This window comes from Ventrimonas faecis (assembly GCF_040096075.1).
GTDB lineage: Bacteria > Bacillota > Clostridia > Lachnospirales > Lachnospiraceae > Brotaphodocola > Brotaphodocola faecis.
In genome coordinates, this window is the sequence record NZ_JBBMFJ010000002.1 from 89,220 (window position 1) to 111,908 (window position 22,689).

Sequence of the window (22,689 nt, forward strand, 5' to 3'; positions counted from 1 at the left end):
AAGAGATGGTGAAAAAGGAGCAAAAGGTATATGAAACCAGACATCACAGAAATTCGAAATGACAGAGAAATTAACTTACTGATTGAAAAAGGAAATGAGGTTCTTCGGGAACTGGGCTATACAGAGCATTCCAAGAAGCATGCATCCAAAGCATCAGAGAAAGCAGGCATGATCTTAAAGGAGCTTGGATATAAAAATAAGATGATTGAACTGGCAAAAATCGCCGGATATATGCATGATATCGGAAACAGCGTGAACCGTCACGACCACGCGCACAGCGGAGCCATTTTAGCCTATGGAATCTTAAAAGAGCGGCAGATGGATCTGGAGCAGATTCTTACAATCACAGCGGCCATTGGCCATCACGATGAGGGAACCGGAACTGCCATCGATCCGGTTTCCGCGGCCCTGATTCTGGCCGATAAAACCGATGTCAGAAGAAACCGGGTTCAGAATCCCAACAAGGCTAAATTTGATATTCATGACCGGGTGAATTATGCGGCGTTATCATCCAGCCTTGAGATTGACAAAGAAAAGCATATGATTCAGATGAATCTGGAGCTGGATGATTCCATCTGCAGTCTCATGGATTATTTTGAAATATTTCTGGAGCGCATGATCATGTGCAAACGGGCAGCAGAGCATCTGGGCTGCAGGTTCCGCCTGGTGGCAAATGGAAGCAAGCTTTGCTGAGCATACACGTTTTCTCCTTCGATTTGTAATTTTACATGAAATCCGGTATTTTACATAGATTTAACATTGCTTTAACAGGGGGACGGTAGAAGAAATCCCTTTTTCCGCTTATCCTAGAAAAGATGAGATAAGACAATCGGTATACATGTACAAAGGAGAAGGAGAACAATGAACGAAAACGTGAAAATCTTTTTTGGCCTCATCGGCGGTCTTGCCCTGTTTTTATACGGGATGAACAGCATGAGTGACGCGCTTCAGAAGGCTGCGGGAGAGGGAATGAAAAAGATTCTCAGCTTCTTAACAAGAAACGCGGTGATGGGAGCTCTGGCAGGAGCCCTGGTTACCGCGGTTTTACAGAGCAGTTCCGCAACCACAGTTATGGTGATTGGCTTTGTCAGCGCCGGTCTGATGAGCCTTCCACAGGCAATTTCTGTCATTTTTGGCGCAAATATCGGAACCACCATGACTGCGCAGTTAATGGCTTTTAAAATCAGCAATTATATTTATCCGATTATTTTTGTTGGTTTTCTGCTGAATTTTATGAGTAAGAAAGAAAAGGTAAAAAATATTGGTATGGTAATTTTTTCCTTTGGACTATTGTTTGAAGGAATCGAAATTATGGGTGAAGTCATGAAACCACTTGCCAGCAGTCCGTTTTTCGTGGATATGATGGGGGAGGTATCCCATATCCCGGTTCTTGGTGTTTTGCTTGGTGCCGGCATGACCCTTGTGGTGCAGAGCAGTTCCGCGACCATTGCTGTTCTTCAGAACTTTGCCTCTCAGGCCGGACCGGACGGCGTGACCAGTGTTATTGGTCTGACCGGCGCGATTCCGATTCTTTTAGGTGATAACATTGGTACCACTATTACGGCGCTTCTTGCCTCCATCGGTCAGTCAAAAAACGCGAAGAGAACCGCACTGGCCCACAGCGTCTTTAATATTACGGGAAGTATCGTATTCCTGTTTGGCATTCCGCTGCTGGCCGGTTTTGTCCGCATGATTTCTCCGAAGGGACCGGAGCTGGAAGTGATTTCCAGACAGATTGCGAATGCGCATACCACATTTAACATTGTCTGTACCCTTGTGTGGCTTCCGCTGATCCCGGTTATGGTAAAAATTGTGACATTTCTGGTACGCGGACAGGAACAGCAGGAGCGTCAGTCCTATGAGCCGAAATTTCTGGAGAATCGTGTCCTTACACAGCCGACGGCAGCACTGTATCTGGTTTCGGAAGAAATTCAGAGAGTATCAGATTTTACCAGACAGATGCTTGACAATATGAAGCTTTCTTTTGTGGGAAAAGAGCCGCAGGCAGCGTATCAGAATTTTACGGAGACGCATTTTGCTGTTAAGAAGCTTCAGGAACGGATTGGCAGCTATATTGTGAAAATGTTTTCCAGCGGTACGTTGACGGAACAGCAGTCCGAGCAGGCAGCAGGACTCCTTTACATTAATAACAACATTGACCGTATTGCTGACCGCTGTGCGGAAATTGGAGCTGTGGCAGAGTTCTCCCAGAATCATGGCGGTGTATTTTCGGATGAGGCAGAGCATGAGCTGGAAACAGGAATCGGAACGCTGGAAAACCTGTTTGCTACCGCAATGCAGGCCCTGGAAAACGGAGATAAAGATATTGTAGCTAAAGTATCCAAAGACAAAAACAAAATCCGGAAGCTTCAAAAGCAGAACAATAAAGCGCATCTGGCCCGTGTCAAGAAGAATACCTGTTCCTCGGATATGACGGTGCAGTATTCCAACCTGCTGTACAACATCGACCGTATTGCAGATAACTGTGTTAGCATTTCCGAAGAAGCCATGGATAATATTTCTTTCCAGAAACTGTATCAGAACAATGCCGATCAGGAAAATGGAAAAGCAGGAGGAACAGCAGAATGAGGCGGACGTGTAAAATCTCAGTGATTCTGGCCATAGCAGGAATTGCTCTGCTGACAGGTGGATGCCGCAAACAGACCGAACTTCCGGATGTGTCAGGACTTGGTTCCATTACAGTCATTTCCAGGGAAGAAGGATCTGGAACCAAAACGGAATTTGAAAACCTGATTCATCTGCAGCAAAATGCATCGGATGCGGAAGCGGATTCCACAGAGAATATGATTGATCAGATTTCAAATTCCAAAGGCGCAATTGGTTATGCAGCGTTTAGTTCTGTAAAGGATACAAAAGAAACAAAAATTCTTGCTGTGGATGGCATTCAGCCCACAGCAGATACCATCAAAAAAGGAACCTATCCGCTGTGCAGGGAATATCTGCTGGCCTATACCGGAGACCTAAATGATGCGGAGGCGGATTTTCTTGCTTATATGAAGACCGCAGGACAGGGAATTGTGGAACAGTTTTGTGTCCCGGAATCAAAAGCGGATACGTTTCTTTCGGATCAGTCTTCCGGAACCATCCGGATCAGTGGCTCTTCTTCCGCAGCCCCGATTCTGACAGCACTGGCAGAGGATTATCAGAAATACAACACCCACGTGCAGATCCTGATTGAGACAACCGACTCCACGGCCGGACTGAATCTGGCTTTAGAGGGAAGGTGCGATCTGGCTATGAGTTCCCGTGCCCTGAAAGATTATGAAAAGGAACTTTTAAATGCTCAGGTAATCGGAAAAGATGCCATTGCGGTTCTGGTGCAGTCGGAGAATCCGGTTCAGGATTTATCGGCAAAGCAGATTCGCAAAATATATGAAAAAACTTACGAAAACTGGAGTGACATCAAATAAACAAAACAGGAAAACGTTGGACAAAGTATTTTGTCTGGCGTTTTTTTGTATCATAGGAAATTGCGTCCTATGATACAAAAAACGCTCCGCGGGTTGTGCACTCCGCGCTAAGGAAATATGGTTGCTGAAGCAACCGCGCTCCGGCGCGAGAGTTCCGCAAGCGGAACTCTTTGTTCTATGATAGGAAGTTGCGCTTAAAAAGCATAGGGAAATTACGGCTGAAGATGGAATGAGAACAAATGTTTGCAGATGCGTTGCTTTTTGCCATGCCATATGTTATAATGCGGATACAAACATATGTTCGAGAAAGGCAAAAACAATGATCATACAGGACAATCTCACAGTACAGGAAAAACTGAAAATTTTAACAGATGCAGCGAAGTATGATGTATCCTGCACTTCCAGTGGCGTGAACCGAAAGGGAAAAACAGGACATCTGGGAAATACTTCGGAAGCCGGTATCTGCCACAGCTTTTCCGCAGACGGCCGGTGTATTTCGCTTTTAAAGATTCTGTTTACGAACCAGTGCATTTACGACTGTAAATACTGTGTGAACCGAACCAGTAATGACACCGTGCGGACCTCCTTTACTCCGGATGAAGTCTGTGAACTCACCATTGGCTTTTATAAGCGAAACTATATTGAGGGATTGTTTTTAAGTTCCGGAATTCTTTCTACGGCAGACCATACCATGGAGCTGATCTATGAAACTCTGTACAAGCTGCGGATGGAGTATCATTTTAACGGTTACATTCATGTGAAGACCATTCCTGGCGCATCCCCGGAACTGGTGGAGCGGATGGGATTTCTGGCGGACCGCATGAGCATCAATCTGGAGCTTCCCACAGCAGAAGGGCTAAAGAAGCTGGCGCCGGGAAAGACAAGGGAGAAGATTTTACAGCCTATGCGGCAGGTGCAGCAGGGGATTGCCATGTCAAGCCGTCTTTTGGGATATGACCGGGAATATAAAAAGATTTACGGAGGAAAGCGGGCTGGATTTGCAGGAGGGGCGGCGTTGTTCTCACCAGAAACGGGCAAAAACATGCTTCCTGATTTTCCGGGAACTATAACGGATTTTTCTGAATCAGGTAATTCTAAAGCATTCCATTCAGAAATTTCAATGTCAGACAAAAGAACTTCCCGGGCAGCAGGCAGGATTGCGCTCCCGGTCCGTACTTACCGGGAAAAGTCCTTCGTTCCGGCGGGTCAGAGTACCCAGATGATTGTCGGCGCCACGCCGGAAAACGACTTCCAGATGTTGTCTGTAACCCAGGCACTGTACCGGAATTTCGGCTTGAAGCGTGTCTTTTATTCTGCTTATATTCCGGTCAATGAAGATCAGAATCTTCCTGCCGTGACGGCCCAGCCGCCGCTTTTGCGGGAACATCGCCTGTATCAGGCAGACTGGCTGCTGCGGTTTTATGGTTTTCGGGCAGAGGAACTTTTGTCGGAGGACCGGCCGAATTTTAATATTTTTCTGGATCCCAAGTGTGACTGGGCTATCCGGAATCTGGAACAGTTTCCGGTGGAGGTGAATACAGCACCCTATGAGACGCTGCTTCGTGTGCCGGGCCTTGGAGTGAAATCTGCCCGCCGGATTGTTGCAGCCAGGAGACAGGGCGCTCTCACATTTGAGGGATTAAAAAAGATGGGAGTCGTGTTAAAACGCGCCCGCTATTTCATTACCTGCTCGGGCCGGACGGAATTCCCGCTAAAGCTGGATCAGGATCATATTACCAGCGCGCTTCTGGGAGATGAACGCCGTGCTGCCTGGGATATTACGCACCGGGACAGTTACCGGCAGTTATCCCTGTTTGATGATATGCATTTAGAAAGTGGGATAAGGATATGATTATTTTTTTATGTGAGCCGTCTTATGAAGGCATTTTAAGCGGTATTTACGATGCCGGCATCAGCAAGATTCCAAAGAACGAGCTGCGTCTGGAACTGAAAAATGAATCCCGCAATCTGGAACTGTTTGCCCATTACCGGGACTGTGAATCCTCGGAAAACAAAGCGGCAAAGGTGCGAAAGACCATCCGGGAAAAGCTGTCTGCAAAGGTGCAGCAACAGGTATATCTGGCTTCACTCAGCCAGGATCCGCAGCGGGCAGATAAGCTATACCGTTACTTAAAAGTATTATTCACACTGGGGCCGGAAGCCGTGGACCGGCTGCAGATTCCGGAGATCAATGCAATCTTTGAACTCTGCCGGAATGTCACCAATGAACAGCATCAGATGATTGAATTTTTGCGGTTTTCCCAGACAGGAAGCGGAAGTCTCCTGGCAAAGATTGCTCCAAAGAATGATGTGCTGGAACTGATCTCGCCACATTTCGCGGACCGGCTGCCAGAAGAAAACTGGCTGATTTTTGATGAAGGCCGAAGAAAGACTTCTGTTCATAGGAAAGGCAAATCATTTTTTCTTACCGATGTTCCGGAAGCACTGGCAGAAACATGGAAAAAGGCAGTAGAAGAGGAAGGGTATGAGACGTTATGGAAAACCTTTTTTGAGACGGTTGCAATTCGGGAGAGAACCAATCCGGCATGTCAGCAAAACCATCTTCCGCTCAGGTTCCGGCCGTATATGACGGAATTCTGTGATGGATAAAGATAATATTTTACTTATAGTTCTCTTAATTTCACCGCATTTCTTGCGCTTCTCCGTCGTTCATCCTCCAGTGCTGCGTAATGCTTTTTCGTGGTATTGACATCGGAGTGGCCAAGCACATCCGCAACCAGATAAATATCTCCGGTTTCCCGGTACAGATTGGTGCCGTAGGTGCTGCGAAGCTTATGAGGCGTGATTTTCTTTAATGGAGTTACGATTTTCGCATATTTCTTCACCAGATTCTCCACGCTGCGCACATTCATGCGTTTCCTCTGGAGGGAGAGGAAGAGCGCGTTTTCGCTGCCTTCTTCGGCCATGATTCCAAAGCGCTCATCCAGATAATCCTGGAGCGCGTTTTCTACCTCGGCTCCGAAATATACGGTGACTTCTTTGCCGCCTTTCCGGTGAATGTGAATGCCGCCATTCTTAAAGTCCACATCATTGATATCCAGACCGACACACTCGGAAACACGGATGCCGGTGCCAAGCAGCAGGGTCAGCATGGCCAGATCACGCAGGCGGGTACGGTTGTGGAAGGTTTTCTGTTTTTCGGTCAGTCCGTCACCCTGCTCTACGGCATCCAGCAGCAGGGCCACTTCATCTACATCCAGGCGAATGATTTCTTTTTCGTGAAGCTTTGGGAGCTGGACGAGGGCAGCAGGATTGGTGGTAAGCTTTTCCGTACGGAAAAAGTAATTATAAAAGCTCTTTAAAGAAGAGATTTTCCGCATGATGCCTCGTTCTTTGTTCGTGATTTCCTGGTTATGATCGTTAAAGCGGTACTTTAAGTATTCCATATATTCTTCCAGATCTGTCACAGTGATCCGATCCAGATAGTCCAGGGTAATATCCATACGCTCCAGTTTGGAAAGTACAGGATTTTCCTTTCTTAAAAAGTCAAAAAAAACGGAGAGATCGTAAGCGTAGGCAATGCGGGTTCTTGTGGAGGTGCGTGGTTCAATTCCACGGAAAAACTCCGTGCAAAATGGAGGGAGTTCCTTCATCATTTCCCGGAGTTTTTTTATATTTTCAATATCTTTCTGCTCATAATAGGGAAGATTTGCCATGTTTTTTAAATCCTTTCTTGTGCCGTTTGAAAGCATTTCATTACAGGGAGTGGTCAGGCCAGCCTTCAATGTTTCCGGTAATGACTGCGTGAAAGAGCCGGTCACGGACACCGGGACTGTCTGCATTCAGACTGCGGATCAGGTTTTTTACATATTCCCGGTGCGTATGTCCGTCCATCGGGCATGGATTTTTGCAGACAGGAAGCTGATATTTATTTCGAAATCCTTTTACATCTGCCTCTGTAACCAGCATCAGAGGCCGGATGACGGTCAGGTTGGTGCGGTCCAAATGTGTTACGGGCGGGAATGCGTAGAAGCGGCCTTCATACAGAAGGGACATCATAGCGGTTTCAATGAGGTCATCCTTATGATGGGCATACGCGATTTTATTGCAGCCGAGTTCCATGGCCTTCTGGTTCAGGGCGCCTTTGCGCATCTTGGCACACAGAGCACAAGGATTAGACTCTTTACGCACCTCAAAAAGGATTTTACCGATATCGGTGGAAATTACTTCATATGGAACGCCAAAACCCGCGCACAGGGCCTTTACGGGCTCCAGATCCATGGTATCAAGGCCCATGTCAACGGTAATAGCGGAAAGACGAAATGATTTCGGATAAAATTTCTGGAGATGGGCAAGGCCATATAACAGTGTTAAACTGTCTTTACCACCGGAAATACCAATAGCGATATGATCGCCATCCTCAATCATGTTATATTGAACAACGGCCTGACGCAGCAGGCTTAAAAGTCTCTGAAGTTTCATGGAAGTGAGAGTTCCTTTCTGAGTATATTAAAATAAAAATAGAACCGGAAATAAAAATCCAGGATATTGATAAAATAATCGGTTCTAATTAAAAACGGGACACCGGAAACCATATACAGGTTACCATGTCCCGTTTTCTTTGTCAACTATTCGTTAAACTATTCTTTCGCGAATAGTTGGAAATCACTCCTATTGACCGGTTTCACAGGCATTTCTTTGGATCCGGTCTTTTGAATTGCGTTATAATGTTATAGTTTATTCCAGGCAGCTTTCTGTTTCATATACTTTGCCTTCTTTCATGACAAATGCACAATCCAGCAATGCTTTCGTGTCGTGCATCAGGTCGCGTTTCCAGGCGGATATGTCGGCTAGTTTTCCGGGCTCCAGGGTTCCGATCTGGTCTGAAAGCTGTAAAATCCCTGCGTTGACGCTGGTTGCGGCTTTTAACGCATCAAAGGGCTTCATTCCGCTGTTTAACCAGGCTTCGTATTCATAGCCGCTTTCGTAGTTCTGATGGTTGGCTACAAAGTCTGTTCCGTAGCCCAGGCGGATTTTGCTGCTGCAGATGACTTCACGGCCAGCCTGAAGCGCGTCTTTATAAAGTTCCAGCTTTTTGCGGAATTCCGGCTGTTTTTTCTTGATTTCTTCCGGATCATAATGAACCGCTTCCTCATACGGACAAAAGGTCGGAACCAGGTACAAGCCTTTTTCTTCGATGAGCTGTGCTGTCTCCCGGTTCATTAAACTTCCGTGCTCCATTCCATCGATGCCAAAGGCAATCAGCTTCTGCATCAGTTCATTCGTGTATACATGGGCCGTTACGGTTTTTCCGAGGGCATGTGCGGTGTCCATGATGGCCTTTAATTCTTCGTCGTTGAGCTGCTGCTGGACTGGTGTATCGTAAGGTGTGAAGAAACCGCCTGTGGCCATGATTTTTAAGAAATCAGATCCATATTTTACCTGTTCTCTCACTGCGTTGACAAAATAGTCTTTTCCGACACCCAAAGTCAGCCTCTCCTGCTGCAGTTTCTGGGACAACAGGGGATTTTTCGCGAAACCCTGGCTGAGATCGCCGTGGCTGCCGGCAGAACACAGAAACATCGGTGCCGCCACAATACGGCTTCCTGGGAAATATCCCCGTTCAATGGCACGTTTTACATCCAGAACGCCGTATCCGTTGCTGGTAATTCCTCCAACGTGCCGCACAGTGGTAAAACCTCTGCGCAGCGCTTTTTCCGCACAGCGCGCAATGGCCAGTGTCTTGGCTTCCTCACTCTGGGTGTATACTTCTTCGCGCACGGTGTGCCAGTCGAAATAGTCCATATGCATGTGGGCATCGATCATGCCCGGAGTTACCTGGCAGTCGGTAAGATCAATGATGTCAGCACCCTCCGGCACGGAAATTTCACTGCCAACTTCCGCAATGAGATGATCTTCCACCAGAATGCTCTGGCCGCTCTTCCATTCCTGCGTCACACCGTCATAAAGACGCCCGCACCGCAGAACCTGGTATTTTTTATTCATACTGTTTGAACTCCTTCACTGCGTTTATTCTTCAAAAATTTCTGACTCTTCTGCTCCAAGAAGATTCCGTACAAAATAATCCATCTTCCGGCGCACAAAGTAGGCATCCGATGGTACATTGTGATTGCATTTTGGCAGGACCACCAGATCGTAGCGCTTATTGTGTGCATTCAGTTCATCGCACAGGCGGAGAGTCTGCGCCATGGTAACGTTATCATCCATGGCTCCGTAGGCCAGCATCAGATGGCCTTTCAGATTTCCGGCAAGGCGGGTAATATCGCCGTACTGGTAAACCTCCTCTGTATATAGCCCATTGTAGCGCTCCGTCCAGGAATGCTCATACATCCGCTGGTCATAGTTCCCGGAGGATGCCACACCGGCGCGGTACACGCCTGGATACTGAAGCATGGCTGATACGGTTGCGTAGCCGCCGGCGGAATTGCCCCACATGCCAACACAGTCCAGATCAATCTGCGGATACAGCTCTTTTAACTCTTTTAAGCAGAATACATGATCCTCCAGGCCTGCGCAGGCGTGAATGTTGTGATAGCTGAAGCTGTGGAAGGTCATACCGCGTCCTGGAACACCGCGGCCATCCAGAATCAGTCCGGCAAAGCCCAGTTTCGCGAAGGACTGCAGTCCTCCGTAAATTTCCCGGTTCATTCCATTATCCCAGGTGAACTCTCTTGGGACATTGTAAAGCTGCGCACCGCCGTATATGTAATCGATCAGCGGCCAGGAATTGCTTTCCGGCTCATCTTCGCAGGCTGCCGGATCCGGTCGGAAGAAAATGCCGTACAGCTTCGTTTTTCCATCTGCAGCGGTCAGTGTGATCCGCTCCGGAATCTGATAGCCCAGCTTTAACAGATCTGAGATATCCGCTTTTTCCAGTTCGCAGATCAGTGTGCCATCCAGCTTTCGCAGAACCGTAACTGGAGGAAGATCCACGCGGGAACAGGTGTCCACGAAGGACTGGCTGCCCATGCTGATCTGATGCACGGCATCCTCTGGCGTCAGGCGTGTCAGGCCACTGCCGTCAAATCCAACGCGGTACAGCTGGTAATACATGGGATCGGAACAGTCTGGAACATTGTTTGCCATAAAGTAAATCTGTTTATTCTGCGCATCCACGCGGATCAGCTTCTGCACGATCAGCTCTTTCTCAGATGCCTCAAAGAGATCTCCCTCACAGACACTTTCGTTTTCTGTCAGACGGTACCGGTAGAGATGGGCAAAGCCATTTCGCTCACTCTGCCAGAAGGCATAGGTTCTGTCACTGGTGATAAAATTGGAAAACAGATAGCTTCCGTATCCATCCAGCAGTCCGAAGGCGCCAAGATTGAAAAACAGATCCGTTGTCTCACGAATCACGGCGCTGCAGCTTCCGCTTAACGCGTCACCGAGATAAAGGCAGGCCTCCTGGTACCCTCTTGCAATCCAGGTAAAATAGAAATGGCGGCTGTCTTCCATCCACTTGACAGAGGATTTCTCAGGGGAGGTAAATACCGGATAAAGAAAATCAGGTGCATCTGCCTTCACCAGAGTTTTTTCCGTTAAGGAACCGATGTAGAGGCTGTAATGGGGAATCTCCTCGTCAGTATCGGTTACAAATGGGCACGGATACTCGTAAAGTTCCGGGCGCAGATCCTGAATTCCGTCTGCGTAGGATGCGATCAGAGGAAGCTTTTTCGTGCTTCTCCGGTCTGCGCGGTATGTAATGAAACGGGTTCCATCCGGGCTCCACAGCACCTGGGGATGTTCTTTATATCCCTGGCGCTTTACTGTAATCTGGCTGTAAATGTCGATATAGCATCCATATTCCAGATACGGTTCCCCGTCAAAGGTAAGCTGTGTACGCTCTCCGGTTTTCCGTTCGGTTAAGATCAGATTGTGCCGGTCATAAGAAAGACGGTAAGCACCGTCCGGAGACATGGTTACCGCCCTCTCCTCAGAACAGCCGGAAGCAGAGCTGGCGTCTGCCGCCTGTCCTGCTTTCTCTGCTTTCTGAAGAATCTGTCTTGTTCCAGTCAGTCCGTTTACTTCTGCCAGAACAGAGGTAATTTCACTGCCGGAACGCTCCTGCCGTTCATACTGAAATGCGGTGCCATCTGCATTCCAGTGTATCTTTGGATTTCCGTTTAACACGGTGGTGCGGGTATGTTTGGTTAGAAGCTTTTCTGCCGCCTCATACCGTCCTCTCATATTATGATGTTTCATGCTGCTTCTCCCTCTTATAAGAATACGCTGACACCCGGGCCAAGCGGAAGGTTAAAGAGTACCCAGATGATCATCTGAACAATCCAGACAAGAAGGAATGCAATGGAATAAGGAAGCATCATGGAGATTAGGCTTCCCATGCCGAACTTCTTGTCGTACTTCTTTGCCATTCCGATTGCGATCGGGATATACGGATAAATCGGTGTGATCGCATTGGTGGTGGAATCACCGATACGGTAGATGATCTGTGCAAATGCCGGGCTGTAGCCGAGCATCATCATCATAGGAACCAGAATCGGAGCAAAAATGTACCATTTGCCGGAGCCGCTGGTCATAAACAGGTTTACCACGCAGCAGAGCAGGATGAAGAACAGCATTAACGGAATGCCGGTAAAGCCGGCTGTCTGCAGGGCATCTGCACTCTTTACGGCAATGATCATGCCGAGGTTGGTGTAGCTGAACATGTTGATGAACTGCGCAATGACAAATACTAAAACAATGTAGCCGGTCATGCCTTCCAGAGCCTGGGCCATCAGCATCGGAACGTCAGAACTGTTCTTGATGGTACCGGCCTTCACGCCATATACAACGCCAACCAGAATGAAATAGATCATCAGGATCGGAACCAGACCCTTAATAAACGGTCCGTTTAAAATAGAGCCGTCTTCTGCCCGCAGGATACCGCCGGACGGAATGACCAGGATTGCAAATAACAGGATGTAGAAAATACTGAAAATACCGGCTGCGCGCAGTGCCTTTGCCTGAACCGGAGTGATCTCAGCGCTGGATTCAACTGCATCGACGCCCTCTCCGTCTGTCGGATCATAGGTGCCAAGACGCGGAACGATGAATTTCTTGTTTACGAACACGCCAGCCGCAGTCAGGGTAAATACGGATACGAACATGAAGTACCAGTTGCAGGTTGCATTCACAGTCATGGACGGATCAATCATCTGGGCTGTAGATTCGGTTACGCCTGCTAACAGGACATCGGTTCCCGCAACGATCACGCAGGCGGTAAATCCGGCGTTGGTTGCAGCATATCCGGCAAGCAGTCCTGCAATCGGATGCATGCCGACAGACTCAAAAGCTGCCGCTGCCAAAGCCGGGACTACGATGATGGATGCCTCGGAAGCAATACTGCCGTTGATGCCAAGGAATAATACAGTGGCGGTCAGTGCCCACAGCGGAACGCCAAGGATCGCGCGGCGCATAGCCGTTGTCAGAAGACCGACTTTTTCAGAAAAGCCAATGGCAATCTGCATAGCCAGTACCAGGCCAAGGGGTGAGAATCCCTGGAAGTTGGAAAGCAGATTTTCCAGAAGCCAGATCAGGCCATCTTTGCTGATGAGACTCTTTGCCAGAACTGTTTCTCCGTTTGTCGGATTTACAACACTGACTCCGGCCATGCTGCATGCCAGACTGATCAGTGCCAGGATCAGGCATAACCATAAAAATAAGATATACGGATGAGGAAGCCTGTTTCCTACCCGTTCAATAAAATCAAGAACTTTTCCGTTCTTTTTCTTTTGTGCCATTCCCTGCATAAAAGTACCTCCTGTTCATTTTCTTTTCTAGACCATGGTCTTATTATAAACAAAAAAAGAAGAAGGCGCAACATTTCCTGCCTGCACCTTCTAAAATAAAGTCAAATACGGTAAAAACGATTAAAAAATGCTCGTTTTCTTATTATTGTTCTTTCTTCACTTCATATTGAGAAGAATATCCAATGTAGGAACGCTCCAGCTTCGGGATGCTCACTGCAGCAAGGTCATAAGTGCCGTCTGCCAGGCACCAGGAAATCAGCTGGCTGCGCTCTTCTGCGACAATATCAGCAGCAAGCGTATGACAGTCAAGATCGGTCCGGATTTCGCCCCGCTCCTGCCCGCATTTTACAATCTCCAGAATAATTTTTACAAAGGAACGCTGCTCACCCCAGAAACGGATTCCGGTAGTACCGGAGAGCTGGCTGATGTAAAGACTGGTAAGCAGCTCCCTTCCGATCTGGCGGCTCATAAAATCGAACATAAAGCGGTTTAGGAGCAGCAGCTGTTCGAAGCTTCCTAATGTTTTGTCAATGTTCCGGTAAAACTCCTCATATTTTTCATCGAACAGCTCATACATGGAATCCAGAAGCTCTGCCTTGGCATGAAAGTAATAATAGAACCTGCCCTTCGAGCAGTGTGCTTCCTTCAGAATATCCTCCATGGTAGTATTCTGATACCCGTTCTGATAAAACAGCTTCCAGGCTGCATTTAAGAGCTGCTGCCGCTGCTTCTGTTCGTTGAATTCGTCCTTGGTCCGCATGTATAATTTGTCCTTTGCTTTTTTCATTATTTTAGCATGAAAGTGCAAGAGTTTCAAATACCATCAAAAAATGATGAAAGGTTGTATCGGCATTCCAGTCGACAGGAATCATTTGAACATCTTTCCAAAAATAAAGCGAACCAGCGGACCAGCCGCAAACAGCTGCCAGAAAAATGCCATTGGGAAGTTTTTAACTGTGGTAGAAATCCAGATGCTGAAAAATTCCGGCTGCAGACCGTTCTTAAATAAAATGGTTGCGATCAGGCTCATGTATGGGCACATCATCCAGACAGACAAAACAGACATCATCAGGATCACAAAAATGATCTTGTCTTCGGCCGGGTTAAAGATACGGAAGGTAATCTTTTTTGCGATCGGTCCGACTACGAAAAAGTCAAATAAAAAGGCCAGCGGGCACATGATCGGGAGCTCATGAAGGGCTGCGGCGAAAACAAAATTCTGCGTGCCACCGACATTCAGCGTTACGTTGTAGCAGACCATGGGATAAACCATGGCAAAGACCATCATGATCCCGTAAATGATTTCCTGTTTCAAAGATTTTGGCATAAGTAAATTCCTCCTTGATTGTCTGGGAACACAGTATTTTTGCGAAAATTGTGGGAGCTTCGCAGAAAATAAAAAATGCAGCGAAGCCGTCAAACTCGTTGCGACTCCACTGCATTCTGATTTCAGATATCGGAAAGCTGCTACTTGCAGATTTCCGGTGTGCATCTCACTGCGTTCTCATAAAACTGTATGATGTATGATTGTTACCGAGGTGCTATTATAGCGGAAAATTTTATTTTGTATAATAGTTTTTTGCCATTTTTTTGAATTTTGTCTCATTCTACAAAGATGAATGGCCAATAAGCAGATTTCTGTATATTATGACGGACGCTGTTTTTATACTCCCGGTCCGGCTTCTTCTGCCCCACTGCCGGAATTCTGTCCCGGCGCCTCTAAGGCCGCGTTGGTTTCCGCCGCGGTCGGAGCATTTGAGGTGCCCGGTCCATTGGAAGATCCTGGCCCTGCAGACGGTCCCGGCCCGGCACTGGTGTGATCGGAAGCGGTTGTCTCAGTGGAACCCGGGTGGTCCTGCGGCGCACTGATGACGCCGGAGGAGGTTTCGGTTTCCTCGGTTTCTTCTGCTGCAGAGCTTTCGATGGTCTCCTCTTCTGTTTCGGAAGACTCCTCCGCAGATGCGCTGCTTTCTTCCGCAGCCGGTTCGGTCTGGGCCGGAGCAGGCTGTTCTGCCTTTCCTCCGGTCTGTCCTCCACCATTATTGCCTTCCGCGCCGACATTCTTGCCAGATTCCGTATCCTTGCCAGGCTCTCCAAGGCCGGTTTTCTGGGCAATGTAATTGCTGATTTCCTTTACGGAGGACGGTGCGTCATACTGCTCCTGGTCATATAAGAAGGTATGGAGCTGTACCACATTGCTCTCCAGCGTGGTTGGAATTACGCAGGACTTCTTGCCGATCTTCATCTCCTGATGAGAGAACGGAAATCCGGAAGTCTGCCCAATATAATACTTTCTGGCTCCCTTTGCCATGGTGAGAACATCATCGACTCCGATGCTGGTAGAAATCTGCGGGTAAACCGCGCCTACCAGGGTCTTTAAGGTTTTAAAATCTGCTGATTTTGCCTTTTCCATCGCCTGTCCGAGTACCTTGCGCTGGCGTTCCGTCCGGTTAAAGTCGGTATCCATGAGACGCAGCCTTGCGTAAGCCACAGCCTGCACGCCATCCAAATGGTTCATGCCGCTGTGTTCCAGCTGATAGGAACCGACTCCGGTGGAATTTACGGTTTCTGTGATAAAGGAATTGATGTAGGCAAATTCTTTGTCGCTGATTTCCATATCCACGCCGCCAAGAACGTTAATGGCATCGACGACCGCCTTCCAGTTAAACGTAGCATAATCATCGATTTTCAGGTTCAGGTTACTTTCCAGCGCATGTACGGCCTGTTCATGACCACCCAGGAAATAAGCCTCATTGATTTTGTCGTAATTGTCTTCTTTGTCGGAGACCCGCAGGTAGCTGTCGCGGAATACAGACACCAGTCGGATCTCACCGGTTTTCTTGTTGATGCTGGCTAACATTTCTACATCAGAAAGCGCGCCTTTTCCCAGATTGCCGTCCCGGGAATCCACACCAAACACAGCAATGGTCCAGTAACCATTATCCCGGAAATGGCGGTAGAAAAACAATCCTGCAAACAGGCAGACTACCAGAATCAGGATCTTTCCGAAAGGTTTTTTCTTTCGGCGCTTTCTGTGAGGTCTTTCGTAAGCGTAAGCGGCACGGTCCTGTCTCATATCGCTCTGGCGGTTCCTCCCCCTGGAATATTCCTGCTCTTTTTCGCTCTGCGCGATGGTGCGGTTTAATTCCTGCTCCAGCGCGTTTTCATAAGTATCGTAATCATCCAGATCCAGTTCTTTAATTTGGTCCGGGCTTAACTCATCTGGATCCTCGTATGGCGCATCCGGTGTGCGGCTGTAATTGCGGCGCTCTGGCACGGAATCCGGAGTACTGCGCCGACTGCTTCTGCCGGACGGTGCGCCCTGTTTTTTTCGCTGCTGCCTTGCGCGCATGCGGTCCAGCTCGTCTCCCTCAAATGGCTCCTCTCTGTAATTCAAACCATACTCCTCTCTGGCCGGAAGCTCCGGCCGGTCATATTTAATCAATCAGACGGCGGTAATAAGGCCATCCGGCATTGCGTGTTCCAACGGTAACGTTATTGATGGAACCACTGGTTTCATGCACACAGCGGATTCTTCCATCGGAGGTCCAACCCAGGAACATGACCACATGAGAATCTGCTCCGGTACGGATCAGGATATCTCCTGGCTGCAGGTCTTCCCGGCTGATACGCTTGCCGAGGGCCGCCAGGCCGCTGGTACCCTCGTATGAAAGATGAGTTCCGGTCACAGACCAGTATACCCAGCTGATCCAGCCAGAGCAGTCCAGACCCTTCAGTGTGCGCCCGTCTACATCCGGCGGCATCAACCTTCCAAAATGATTGCCTTCGTAATTTTTCGCGGATGGTTTTCCACCCCAGTAATAAGGTACCTTGCCCACGGAATTTAACGCAAACCGCAGAAGCTCTTTTCTGGTGTCTGAGATATCGGACGGAAGCTCATCCAGATAGGTTTCAATTTCTTCCACGCTCAGTGGTGTTCCGGTGGAAATGGAGGATACGCTGAGACCATATTTCTGATACCAGTCTTCGGATGCCAGGGAAATGGCCGCCGCGCGGTTTTCCTCTGTCCAGCCCTGCCAGGCGCTCTCGCTGTATTTACTTGCATCATTTCCTGCCGCGTCCAGGGCAAACAGACCGGCACCCTCATTCAGGCCGCCGATTTTCATGGTAATGGTCAGGTCTACATGGCCCGGGCAGCTTAAACCGCTGCTCTTCTGTTCTTCGGCTGCGGAAGTTTCTGCTTCACTGCTTCCTTCTTTTTGCGGTTCTGTTTCTGCGGATGTTTCTATGTTCGATTCCGCAGTTTCGGATGCCGGTTCTCCGGATTCTGAAACGGCCTGTCCGGCATCTGCTGCGTCCTGAACAGCTGCCGACTTCTCCGCGTTGGAAGGAGACGCTGCTTTCTGCCTGGATGGCGCCGTGATCACGCCGCTGGTAGACTCCGGAACCGTCTCCGTCTCGGTTTCCGCTGCGCTGCTCTCGGCCTGGCTCGCCTCTTTTGCTTTTTTCTCTGCGGTGCTGAGTCCTGCCGTAATCACGCTGGTCTGCGTTTCAGCCGATGCTGACTGTCCGTCCCCTGCGTCTTCTTCGCCGGAAATTTCTTCATATGGGCGCTCTAGATTCGGATTTTCTTTTTCTGCCTCGGCTTCTTCCATCAAAGCCTTTTTTTCCAGCTCTTCCGCGTCTTTTCCGACACATCCGGAACAGTAATACACATCACTGATGGACATGGTGTAGGAATGGGAGGCCTCCCACAGGGCTTTTGCATAGGACAGGAACGCGTCGCTGTCCTCCGGATTATGATAATAGGTATAGACATTGGCCATTGACATGATCTGTGGCACATTGGAATAGGGAGAAACGGCATGACCGTCTCCGTCTACCGCCTGGATTTTTACGTTGCGGAAGCTGCCAATGGTCCAGGTAGAAGGGTTCTCCTTCTGGTGGCTTTTGTCTTCCGGGTTATATTTTCCCAGAATCCGGTCTCTGGAAACGCCGAGCTTTGCTGCCATATCTACTGGTGTTACATCGGAATAGCTGTAAATGGCGCTGGACCAGTTGGCATCCCGGGTCATCAGCTCATGGAATACGTGTCCAGCCAGGCTTTTGGTGATGTCCGTATCTTCTTCACCTTCCGGAAAATAGTGTGCCAGGTTTAACTCATCCAGCGTGGGGACCCAGGCACTTTCGGTCTCTGCCTCTGTAGCTGCGGTCGTGGTTGCGGCTGCAGTGGTTTCTTCTGCTTCGGAATCCTGCTCCGGCCCAGCGGCTTTTACAGCAGGATGATACAGAAAAGAAACACCAATGCTCCCGCCACCCAGAACCAGCGCCATTCCAGCAGCCGCCCATTTGCTTTTATAACGGATCATGGAATCCGCAATGCGTTTCACGATCTGTTCAGAATTGAAATGTGGTTTCATACTCGTTATCTCGTTTTTCTTTGGTTTTTGGTGTAGCAATACAACTTCGTATTTTAGCACAGAAGTTTTCGAAAATACAGAGCGGAAACTTTAATATTTCATGAAGAAACAGCATTTCATTGACGAAAAATCCATTCTGGTCTATAATAGACGCGATTTCGTTTTTCAGGAGGAACGAAACACCCAATAGCAAAGCTATAGCGCCATGCACCTGAGGACTGTACGTGAAAGCTGCAAAGCTGGTTTTTCAGGTTAACGAGGTGGAGAGATCATCGAAAATTCGGCGGGTACTCTCCCATGCTTCTCCGGGCGTGTATATTCTGTGAAATATGCGGGCAACCGCAAAACAAACGCAGGATAACCGGAGGCTCTTCTTTTTGTACGCATTTTTGGCTGAAAGCATCCTGCTGCCAGCGCAAAAGAAGCGGATTATGATTATGAACCATGACAACAGGAAAGACAGAAAGGAATTTTTATAATATGTGTGGAATTATTGGATATTCAGGACCTTTAGATGCAGGCAAGATCCTCTTAGATGGCCTCAGCGGCCTGGAGTACCGCGGTTATGACAGTGCCGGAATTGGTCTCTGCATGGAAGATACCAGCATCTGCATCGCGAAAAAGGTTGGAAAAGTAAAGAATTTAAGAGAATACTGTGAGGCAAACGTACATGGAACCGCTCACAGCGGCATCGGCCATACCCGCTGGGCCACCCACGGAGGTGTTACCGATGCCAACGCCCATCCGCACCGCGCCGGAAGGGTCACTCTGATCCACAACGGCATCATTGAGAACTATCACGAACTGACCGAGCAGTTCCACTTAGAAGGCCAGCTTGTCTCCCAGACAGACAGTGAGGTAGCTGCGCGCGTGCTGGACGCTCTGTATGACGGAGACCCGTTAAAGGCCATTCAGAAGCTTCAGGAACTGATCGTGGGTTCCTATGGTTTCTGCATCCTGTTCGATGATCAGCCTGGCTCTGTTTACGCGCTGCGCAAAGTCAGCCCGCTGGTGGCTTCCTACACCCATGCAGGCGCCATCATCGCCTCTGATCTGACTGCGCTGATCCCGTACAGCAATCAGTACTTTGTGGTACCGGAAGATAAAATTGTGCGCCTGACTCCTTACAAAGTGCACGTATACAATATGGATGAGACATTCTCCAAGGTTTATCCGGAGATCATGACCGTGAACTGGAATATGGACGCTGCCATGAAGAACGGCTACCCGCATTTCATGATGAAGGAAATCCATGAGCAGCCGGAGGCTATGAAGAACACCATTCTGCCGCGTATCAGCAAGGGACTTCCGGACTTCTCCGATGACAAGATCCCGGATGAGATCTTCAAAGACTGCAATCAGATTCATATCGTGGCATGCGGAACCGCCATGCATACCGGTATGGTAGCCCGTGCCCTGATGGAGCCGATCCTGCGGATCCCGGTTACCGTAACCATTGCTTCCGAGTTTCGCTATGAACAGCCGCTGATTGATGAACACACTCTGGTGCTGGTCATCTCCCAGTCCGGTGAAACCATCGACACCCTGGCTGCCCTGCGTCTGGCCCATGAATACGGATCCAAGACCCTGGCAATTGTAAATGTGAAGGGTTCCACCATCGCAAGAGAAAGCGATTATGTGCTCTACACCCATGCAGGCCCGGAGATTGCCGTGGCCAGCACCAAAGCATACTCTGTACAGCTTGCCGCCCTTTACATGATCGGCTGCCGCATGGCACTGGTTCGCGGTAAATTTACCGAAAAACAGGCTATGGACTTCCTCTCCGACCTGCTGGATGTGATCCCGGCTATGGAGACCATGATCGCACAGGAACAGATGATCAAGGGCGTCGTTTCCCACATCATCCAGAGCCTGGATGCGTTCTTTATCGGCCGTGGCCTGGATTACGCTTTCTCCTTAGAGGGTGCCCTGAAGCTGAAGGAAATCTCCTACATTCACGCGGAGGCTTACGCAGCCGGTGAATTAAAGCACGGCACCATTGCCCTGATTTCTGACCAGGTACCGGTTATTGCCATTGCGACCCAGGAGCATGTGTTCTCCAAGACCATTTCCAATATCCGGGAAGTCAAAGCCCGCGGCGCCTTTGTGATCCTGCTGACCAAAGAAGGTTCTGTGGTGGATGACAATCTGGCCGATATCCGGATTCGTATTCCGGATGTCGATGACCGCTTCACCGTATTCCCAATTGCCGTAGTATTGCAGCTTATTGCCTACTATGCTTCTCTCGGAAAGAATCTGGATGTAGACCAGCCGAGAAACCTGGCGAAGTCGGTAACCGTGGAATAGAATTTTGAAAAACCGTATATCATAGCATGACAAAAGCCGGAAACTGATACCAAATGTATGGTGTTCAGTCTCCGGCTTTCTCTATATGCCTGTGGGAGAACATGTGCTATAGCACATGTTCCGATTGAATCCTGATGGGAATTACTCCGCGAACTCGCTAGCCTCCATGATCTTACCGTCGCGCCAGATTCTCTCCAGATCGTAAAACAGGCGATCCTCCTTATCGAATACATGCACGATGATATCGCCATAGTCCATGAGGATCCAGTTCGCGCTCTGGTATCCCTCTACCTGCTTGCACGGGTATCCGGCTTTGCCAAGCTCCTCTTCCACGTTGTCGGCCATAGCCTGAACCTGGTTTCCGTTGGAACCACTCGCGATGAGGAAGTAATCAGCCAGAACGGATACCTCGCGGATGTCGATCACGCGGATATCTTCGCCTTTTTTATCTTCCAGGGCCGTGATGGCCAGTTTTACCATTTCATTTGCCTGACTCATTCGTTTTCTCCTTTTCTTCTGATCTGCCTGCATCCGGTCATTTATGACTGAAAATGCCGGTCACAGGCCACTATTTTTTATTTTCTTTCTGTTTCATGACCTCTTCAAAATAGGAAAAGGCCTGCATGGTCATCGGATCGATGGTACTTCCCTTTTTGCCAAGATATTGCAGGGTTCCTTTTAAAATCTCGTACATAGTCTCATCCAGATCCTGGAAGGCCAGGTAACGCATCTGGGGCAGATTGTCTGCCTTGTCCCTGCGCGGCTCAATGTAGTCGGCGATGTATAAGATTTTGTCCAGGGTTGTCATGTCCGGTTTTCCGGTGGTGTGACATGCAATGGCGGAGATGATCTCCGGGTCCTGAATGCCGTATTTATTCTCTGCCAGATAAGCACCATATTTTGCGTGGATCACAGCAGGTGCCTTGATTTCCGCCTCTGTCAGTGCTACTCCATGCTTCTGGCATTTCTGGATCAGCTCACTGTCTGTAAACCGCTTGGCACAGTCGTGCATGAGCCCGGCAAGCTCTGCCTTCTGAATGTCATAGCCATAGCGCATAGCCAGCGCGGTGCAGGTGAACGATACGCTTACAGAATGCTCAAAGCGCATGGGATCCAGCTTGGATTTTAACTGCTTGCGCAGGGTAATGATCTGTTCTGTTATCATAATATATCCTCCTTACGGTCAGGATGTTGATACAGGCCGTGTTCTCTGATGTAGCGCTCCACGCTGGCCGGAACCAGATCTCCGATTCCAAGCCCGAGGTTTTCCCGCTCCCGAAGTTCCTGGGAAGAAACATGCATGGTATCGCTGTGTAAAAGAAAAATTGCGGCTCCGTATTTGTTTCTCAGATATTCTGCCTGTTCTTCTAACGAGCAGGAGGCATCCTCACATTCACGGCCTGCGGCCAGAATTGTAACATGCCCTAACACCAGTTCCGGATGATACCAGCTTTCGATGTGGTACAGGGAATCCGCACCCACGATAAAGAAAAAGGTATGTTCCGGGTATGCTTCTTTTAAAAGCTGCAGCGTCTGGGCTGTATAGGTATTGCCTGTTCGGGAAATCTCAAAATCTGAAAAACGGAAATAAGGATATTCCGCAATCGCAAGTTTTACCATCTCGCAGCGGTCTTTGGTATCGGTTACCAGATGGTCTGTTTTGTGCGGAGGGGTGTGAGACGGCATGAACCAGACCTCATCCAGTCCGTATTCTTCCCATGCCTGTCTGCCCAGCATCAGATGTGCGTTGTGGATCGGATCAAACGTTCCGCCCATAATTCCGATCTTGGCCAAGCATCTCACACTCCCTTCGCAAAATGGTAATCACATTTCTAATGA

Annotated in this window: 18 protein-coding genes; 6 read left to right on the forward strand and 12 right to left on the reverse strand. The window is 48.8% G+C overall.

All coding sequences use genetic code 11. From position 1 onward, the window contains the following. Nucleotides 1-30: 30 nt before the first annotated feature. The 5 genes from WMO41_RS01480 (at nt 31) to WMO41_RS01500 (ending at nt 6,041) form a co-directional block, all read left to right on the forward strand. Nucleotides 31-693 carry an HD domain-containing protein gene (locus WMO41_RS01480; RefSeq protein ID WP_349228301.1) on the forward strand — a complete coding sequence of 221 codons (663 nt, stop codon included), beginning with the start codon at nt 31-33 and terminating at the stop codon, nt 691-693. Nucleotides 694-861: 168 nt separating this feature from the next. Beyond that, entirely contained in the window at nt 862-2,589 is a 1,728-nt protein-coding gene (locus WMO41_RS01485) for a Na/Pi cotransporter family protein (protein WP_349228302.1), read from the forward strand. Continuing rightward, a complete protein-coding gene (locus WMO41_RS01490; RefSeq protein ID WP_349228303.1) occupies nt 2,586-3,431 on the forward strand; it encodes a substrate-binding domain-containing protein in 846 nt (281 codons plus the stop codon). Before WMO41_RS01485 ends, WMO41_RS01490 begins: the two co-directional genes overlap by 4 nt. 319 nt (nt 3,432-3,750) lie before the next feature. After that, the gene (locus WMO41_RS01495) at nt 3,751-5,283 is read left to right on the forward strand and encodes a putative DNA modification/repair radical SAM protein (RefSeq protein WP_349228304.1); all 1,533 of its coding nucleotides are present in this window, start codon (nt 3,751-3,753) and stop codon (nt 5,281-5,283) included. Then, entirely contained in the window at nt 5,280-6,041 is a 762-nt protein-coding gene (locus tag WMO41_RS01500) for a TIGR03915 family putative DNA repair protein (protein WP_349228305.1), read from the forward strand. Before WMO41_RS01495 ends, WMO41_RS01500 begins: the two co-directional genes overlap by 4 nt. A 14-nt stretch (nt 6,042-6,055) precedes the next feature. Here WMO41_RS01500 and WMO41_RS01505 read toward each other — a convergent pair whose 3' ends face one another. From WMO41_RS01505 to WMO41_RS01545, 9 genes are all read right to left on the reverse strand, one after another. Beyond that, nucleotides 6,056-7,108, reverse strand: coding sequence for a tyrosine-type recombinase/integrase (locus tag WMO41_RS01505; protein ID WP_349228306.1), 1,053 nt, complete (start codon nt 7,106-7,108; stop codon nt 6,056-6,058). 40 nt (nt 7,109-7,148) lie between these two features. Continuing rightward, nucleotides 7,149-7,874 (reverse strand): tRNA 2-thiocytidine biosynthesis TtcA family protein, encoded by a 726-nt coding sequence (locus tag WMO41_RS01510; protein ID WP_349228307.1) that lies wholly within the window; start codon nt 7,872-7,874, stop codon nt 7,149-7,151. Nucleotides 7,875-8,129: 255 nt separating this feature from the next. Next, complete coding sequence (locus WMO41_RS01515) at nt 8,130-9,398, reverse strand: amidohydrolase family protein (RefSeq protein ID WP_349228308.1); 1,269 nt, start codon at nt 9,396-9,398, stop codon at nt 8,130-8,132. Between the two features lie 24 nt (nt 9,399-9,422). Next, nucleotides 9,423-11,615 (reverse strand): S9 family peptidase, encoded by a 2,193-nt coding sequence (locus WMO41_RS01520; protein ID WP_349228309.1) that lies wholly within the window; start codon nt 11,613-11,615, stop codon nt 9,423-9,425. A 14-nt stretch (nt 11,616-11,629) separates the two neighbouring features. Continuing rightward, on the reverse strand, nt 11,630-13,162 hold the full coding sequence (locus WMO41_RS01525; protein ID WP_349228310.1) for an AbgT family transporter: 1,533 nt from the start codon (nt 13,160-13,162) through the stop codon (nt 11,630-11,632). Between the two features lie 142 nt (nt 13,163-13,304). Next, nucleotides 13,305-13,949 carry a TetR/AcrR family transcriptional regulator gene (locus tag WMO41_RS01530; RefSeq protein WP_349228311.1) on the reverse strand — a complete coding sequence of 215 codons (645 nt, stop codon included), beginning with the start codon at nt 13,947-13,949 and terminating at the stop codon, nt 13,305-13,307. An 81-nt stretch (nt 13,950-14,030) separates the two neighbouring features. Beyond that, entirely contained in the window at nt 14,031-14,489 is a 459-nt protein-coding gene (locus WMO41_RS01535) for a DUF2798 domain-containing protein (RefSeq protein WP_349228312.1), read from the reverse strand. 336 nt (nt 14,490-14,825) lie between these two features. Further along, nucleotides 14,826-16,559, reverse strand: coding sequence for an LCP family protein (locus WMO41_RS01540; RefSeq protein WP_349228313.1), 1,734 nt, complete (start codon nt 16,557-16,559; stop codon nt 14,826-14,828). Between the two features lie 40 nt (nt 16,560-16,599). Further along, nucleotides 16,600-18,543 (reverse strand): NlpC/P60 family protein, encoded by a 1,944-nt coding sequence (locus tag WMO41_RS01545; RefSeq protein WP_349228314.1) that lies wholly within the window; start codon nt 18,541-18,543, stop codon nt 16,600-16,602. A gap of 480 nt (nt 18,544-19,023) precedes the next feature. Between WMO41_RS01545 and glmS the strand changes: the two genes are divergently transcribed. After that, on the forward strand, nt 19,024-20,850 hold the full coding sequence (glmS, locus tag WMO41_RS01550) for a glutamine--fructose-6-phosphate transaminase (isomerizing) (protein WP_349228315.1): 1,827 nt from the start codon (nt 19,024-19,026) through the stop codon (nt 20,848-20,850). A gap of 141 nt (nt 20,851-20,991) precedes the next feature. Here the strand turns inward: glmS and rsfS are convergent, their stop codons facing one another. From rsfS to nadD, 3 genes are all read right to left on the reverse strand, one after another. Then, nucleotides 20,992-21,348, reverse strand: a complete 357-nt coding sequence (gene rsfS / locus WMO41_RS01555) for a ribosome silencing factor (RefSeq protein ID WP_177291630.1) — start codon at nt 21,346-21,348, stop codon at nt 20,992-20,994. A gap of 70 nt (nt 21,349-21,418) precedes the next feature. After that, nucleotides 21,419-22,015 carry a bis(5'-nucleosyl)-tetraphosphatase (symmetrical) YqeK gene (yqeK, locus tag WMO41_RS01560; RefSeq protein ID WP_349228316.1) on the reverse strand — a complete coding sequence of 199 codons (597 nt, stop codon included), beginning with the start codon at nt 22,013-22,015 and terminating at the stop codon, nt 21,419-21,421. Beyond that, a complete protein-coding gene (gene nadD / locus WMO41_RS01565; RefSeq protein WP_349228317.1) occupies nt 22,012-22,644 on the reverse strand; it encodes a nicotinate-nucleotide adenylyltransferase in 633 nt (210 codons plus the stop codon). The genes yqeK and nadD overlap by 4 nt, the downstream gene beginning before the upstream one ends. Nucleotides 22,645-22,689 lie beyond the last annotated feature (45 nt).

Excerpts from the sequence above, each read along its gene's own strand:
- WMO41_RS01490 (WP_349228303.1), top strand. The coding sequence starts at position 2,586 with ATGAGGCGGACGTGTAAAATCTCAGTGATTCTGGCCATAGCAGGAATT.
- WMO41_RS01485 (WP_349228302.1), top strand. The coding sequence starts at position 862 with ATGAACGAAAACGTGAAAATCTTTTTTGGCCTCATCGGCGGTCTTGCC.
- WMO41_RS01500 (WP_349228305.1), top strand. The coding sequence starts at position 5,280 with ATGATTATTTTTTTATGTGAGCCGTCTTATGAAGGCATTTTAAGCGGT.
- WMO41_RS01505 (WP_349228306.1), bottom strand. The coding sequence starts at position 7,108 with ATGGCAAATCTTCCCTATTATGAGCAGAAAGATATTGAAAATATAAAA.
- rsfS (WP_177291630.1), bottom strand. The coding sequence starts at position 21,348 with ATGAGTCAGGCAAATGAAATGGTAAAACTGGCCATCACGGCCCTGGAA.
- WMO41_RS01520 (WP_349228309.1), bottom strand. The coding sequence starts at position 11,615 with ATGAAACATCATAATATGAGAGGACGGTATGAGGCGGCAGAAAAGCTT.
- WMO41_RS01545 (WP_349228314.1), bottom strand. The coding sequence starts at position 18,543 with ATGAAACCACATTTCAATTCTGAACAGATCGTGAAACGCATTGCGGAT.
- yqeK (WP_349228316.1), bottom strand. The coding sequence starts at position 22,015 with ATGATAACAGAACAGATCATTACCCTGCGCAAGCAGTTAAAATCCAAG.
- WMO41_RS01510 (WP_349228307.1), bottom strand. The coding sequence starts at position 7,874 with ATGAAACTTCAGAGACTTTTAAGCCTGCTGCGTCAGGCCGTTGTTCAA.
- WMO41_RS01515 (WP_349228308.1), bottom strand. The coding sequence starts at position 9,398 with ATGAATAAAAAATACCAGGTTCTGCGGTGCGGGCGTCTTTATGACGGT.
- WMO41_RS01525 (WP_349228310.1), bottom strand. The coding sequence starts at position 13,162 with ATGCAGGGAATGGCACAAAAGAAAAAGAACGGAAAAGTTCTTGATTTT.
- WMO41_RS01480 (WP_349228301.1), top strand. The coding sequence starts at position 31 with ATGAAACCAGACATCACAGAAATTCGAAATGACAGAGAAATTAACTTA.
- WMO41_RS01535 (WP_349228312.1), bottom strand. The coding sequence starts at position 14,489 with ATGCCAAAATCTTTGAAACAGGAAATCATTTACGGGATCATGATGGTC.
- glmS (WP_349228315.1), top strand. The coding sequence starts at position 19,024 with ATGTGTGGAATTATTGGATATTCAGGACCTTTAGATGCAGGCAAGATC.
- WMO41_RS01530 (WP_349228311.1), bottom strand. The coding sequence starts at position 13,949 with ATGAAAAAAGCAAAGGACAAATTATACATGCGGACCAAGGACGAATTC.
- WMO41_RS01495 (WP_349228304.1), top strand. The coding sequence starts at position 3,751 with ATGATCATACAGGACAATCTCACAGTACAGGAAAAACTGAAAATTTTA.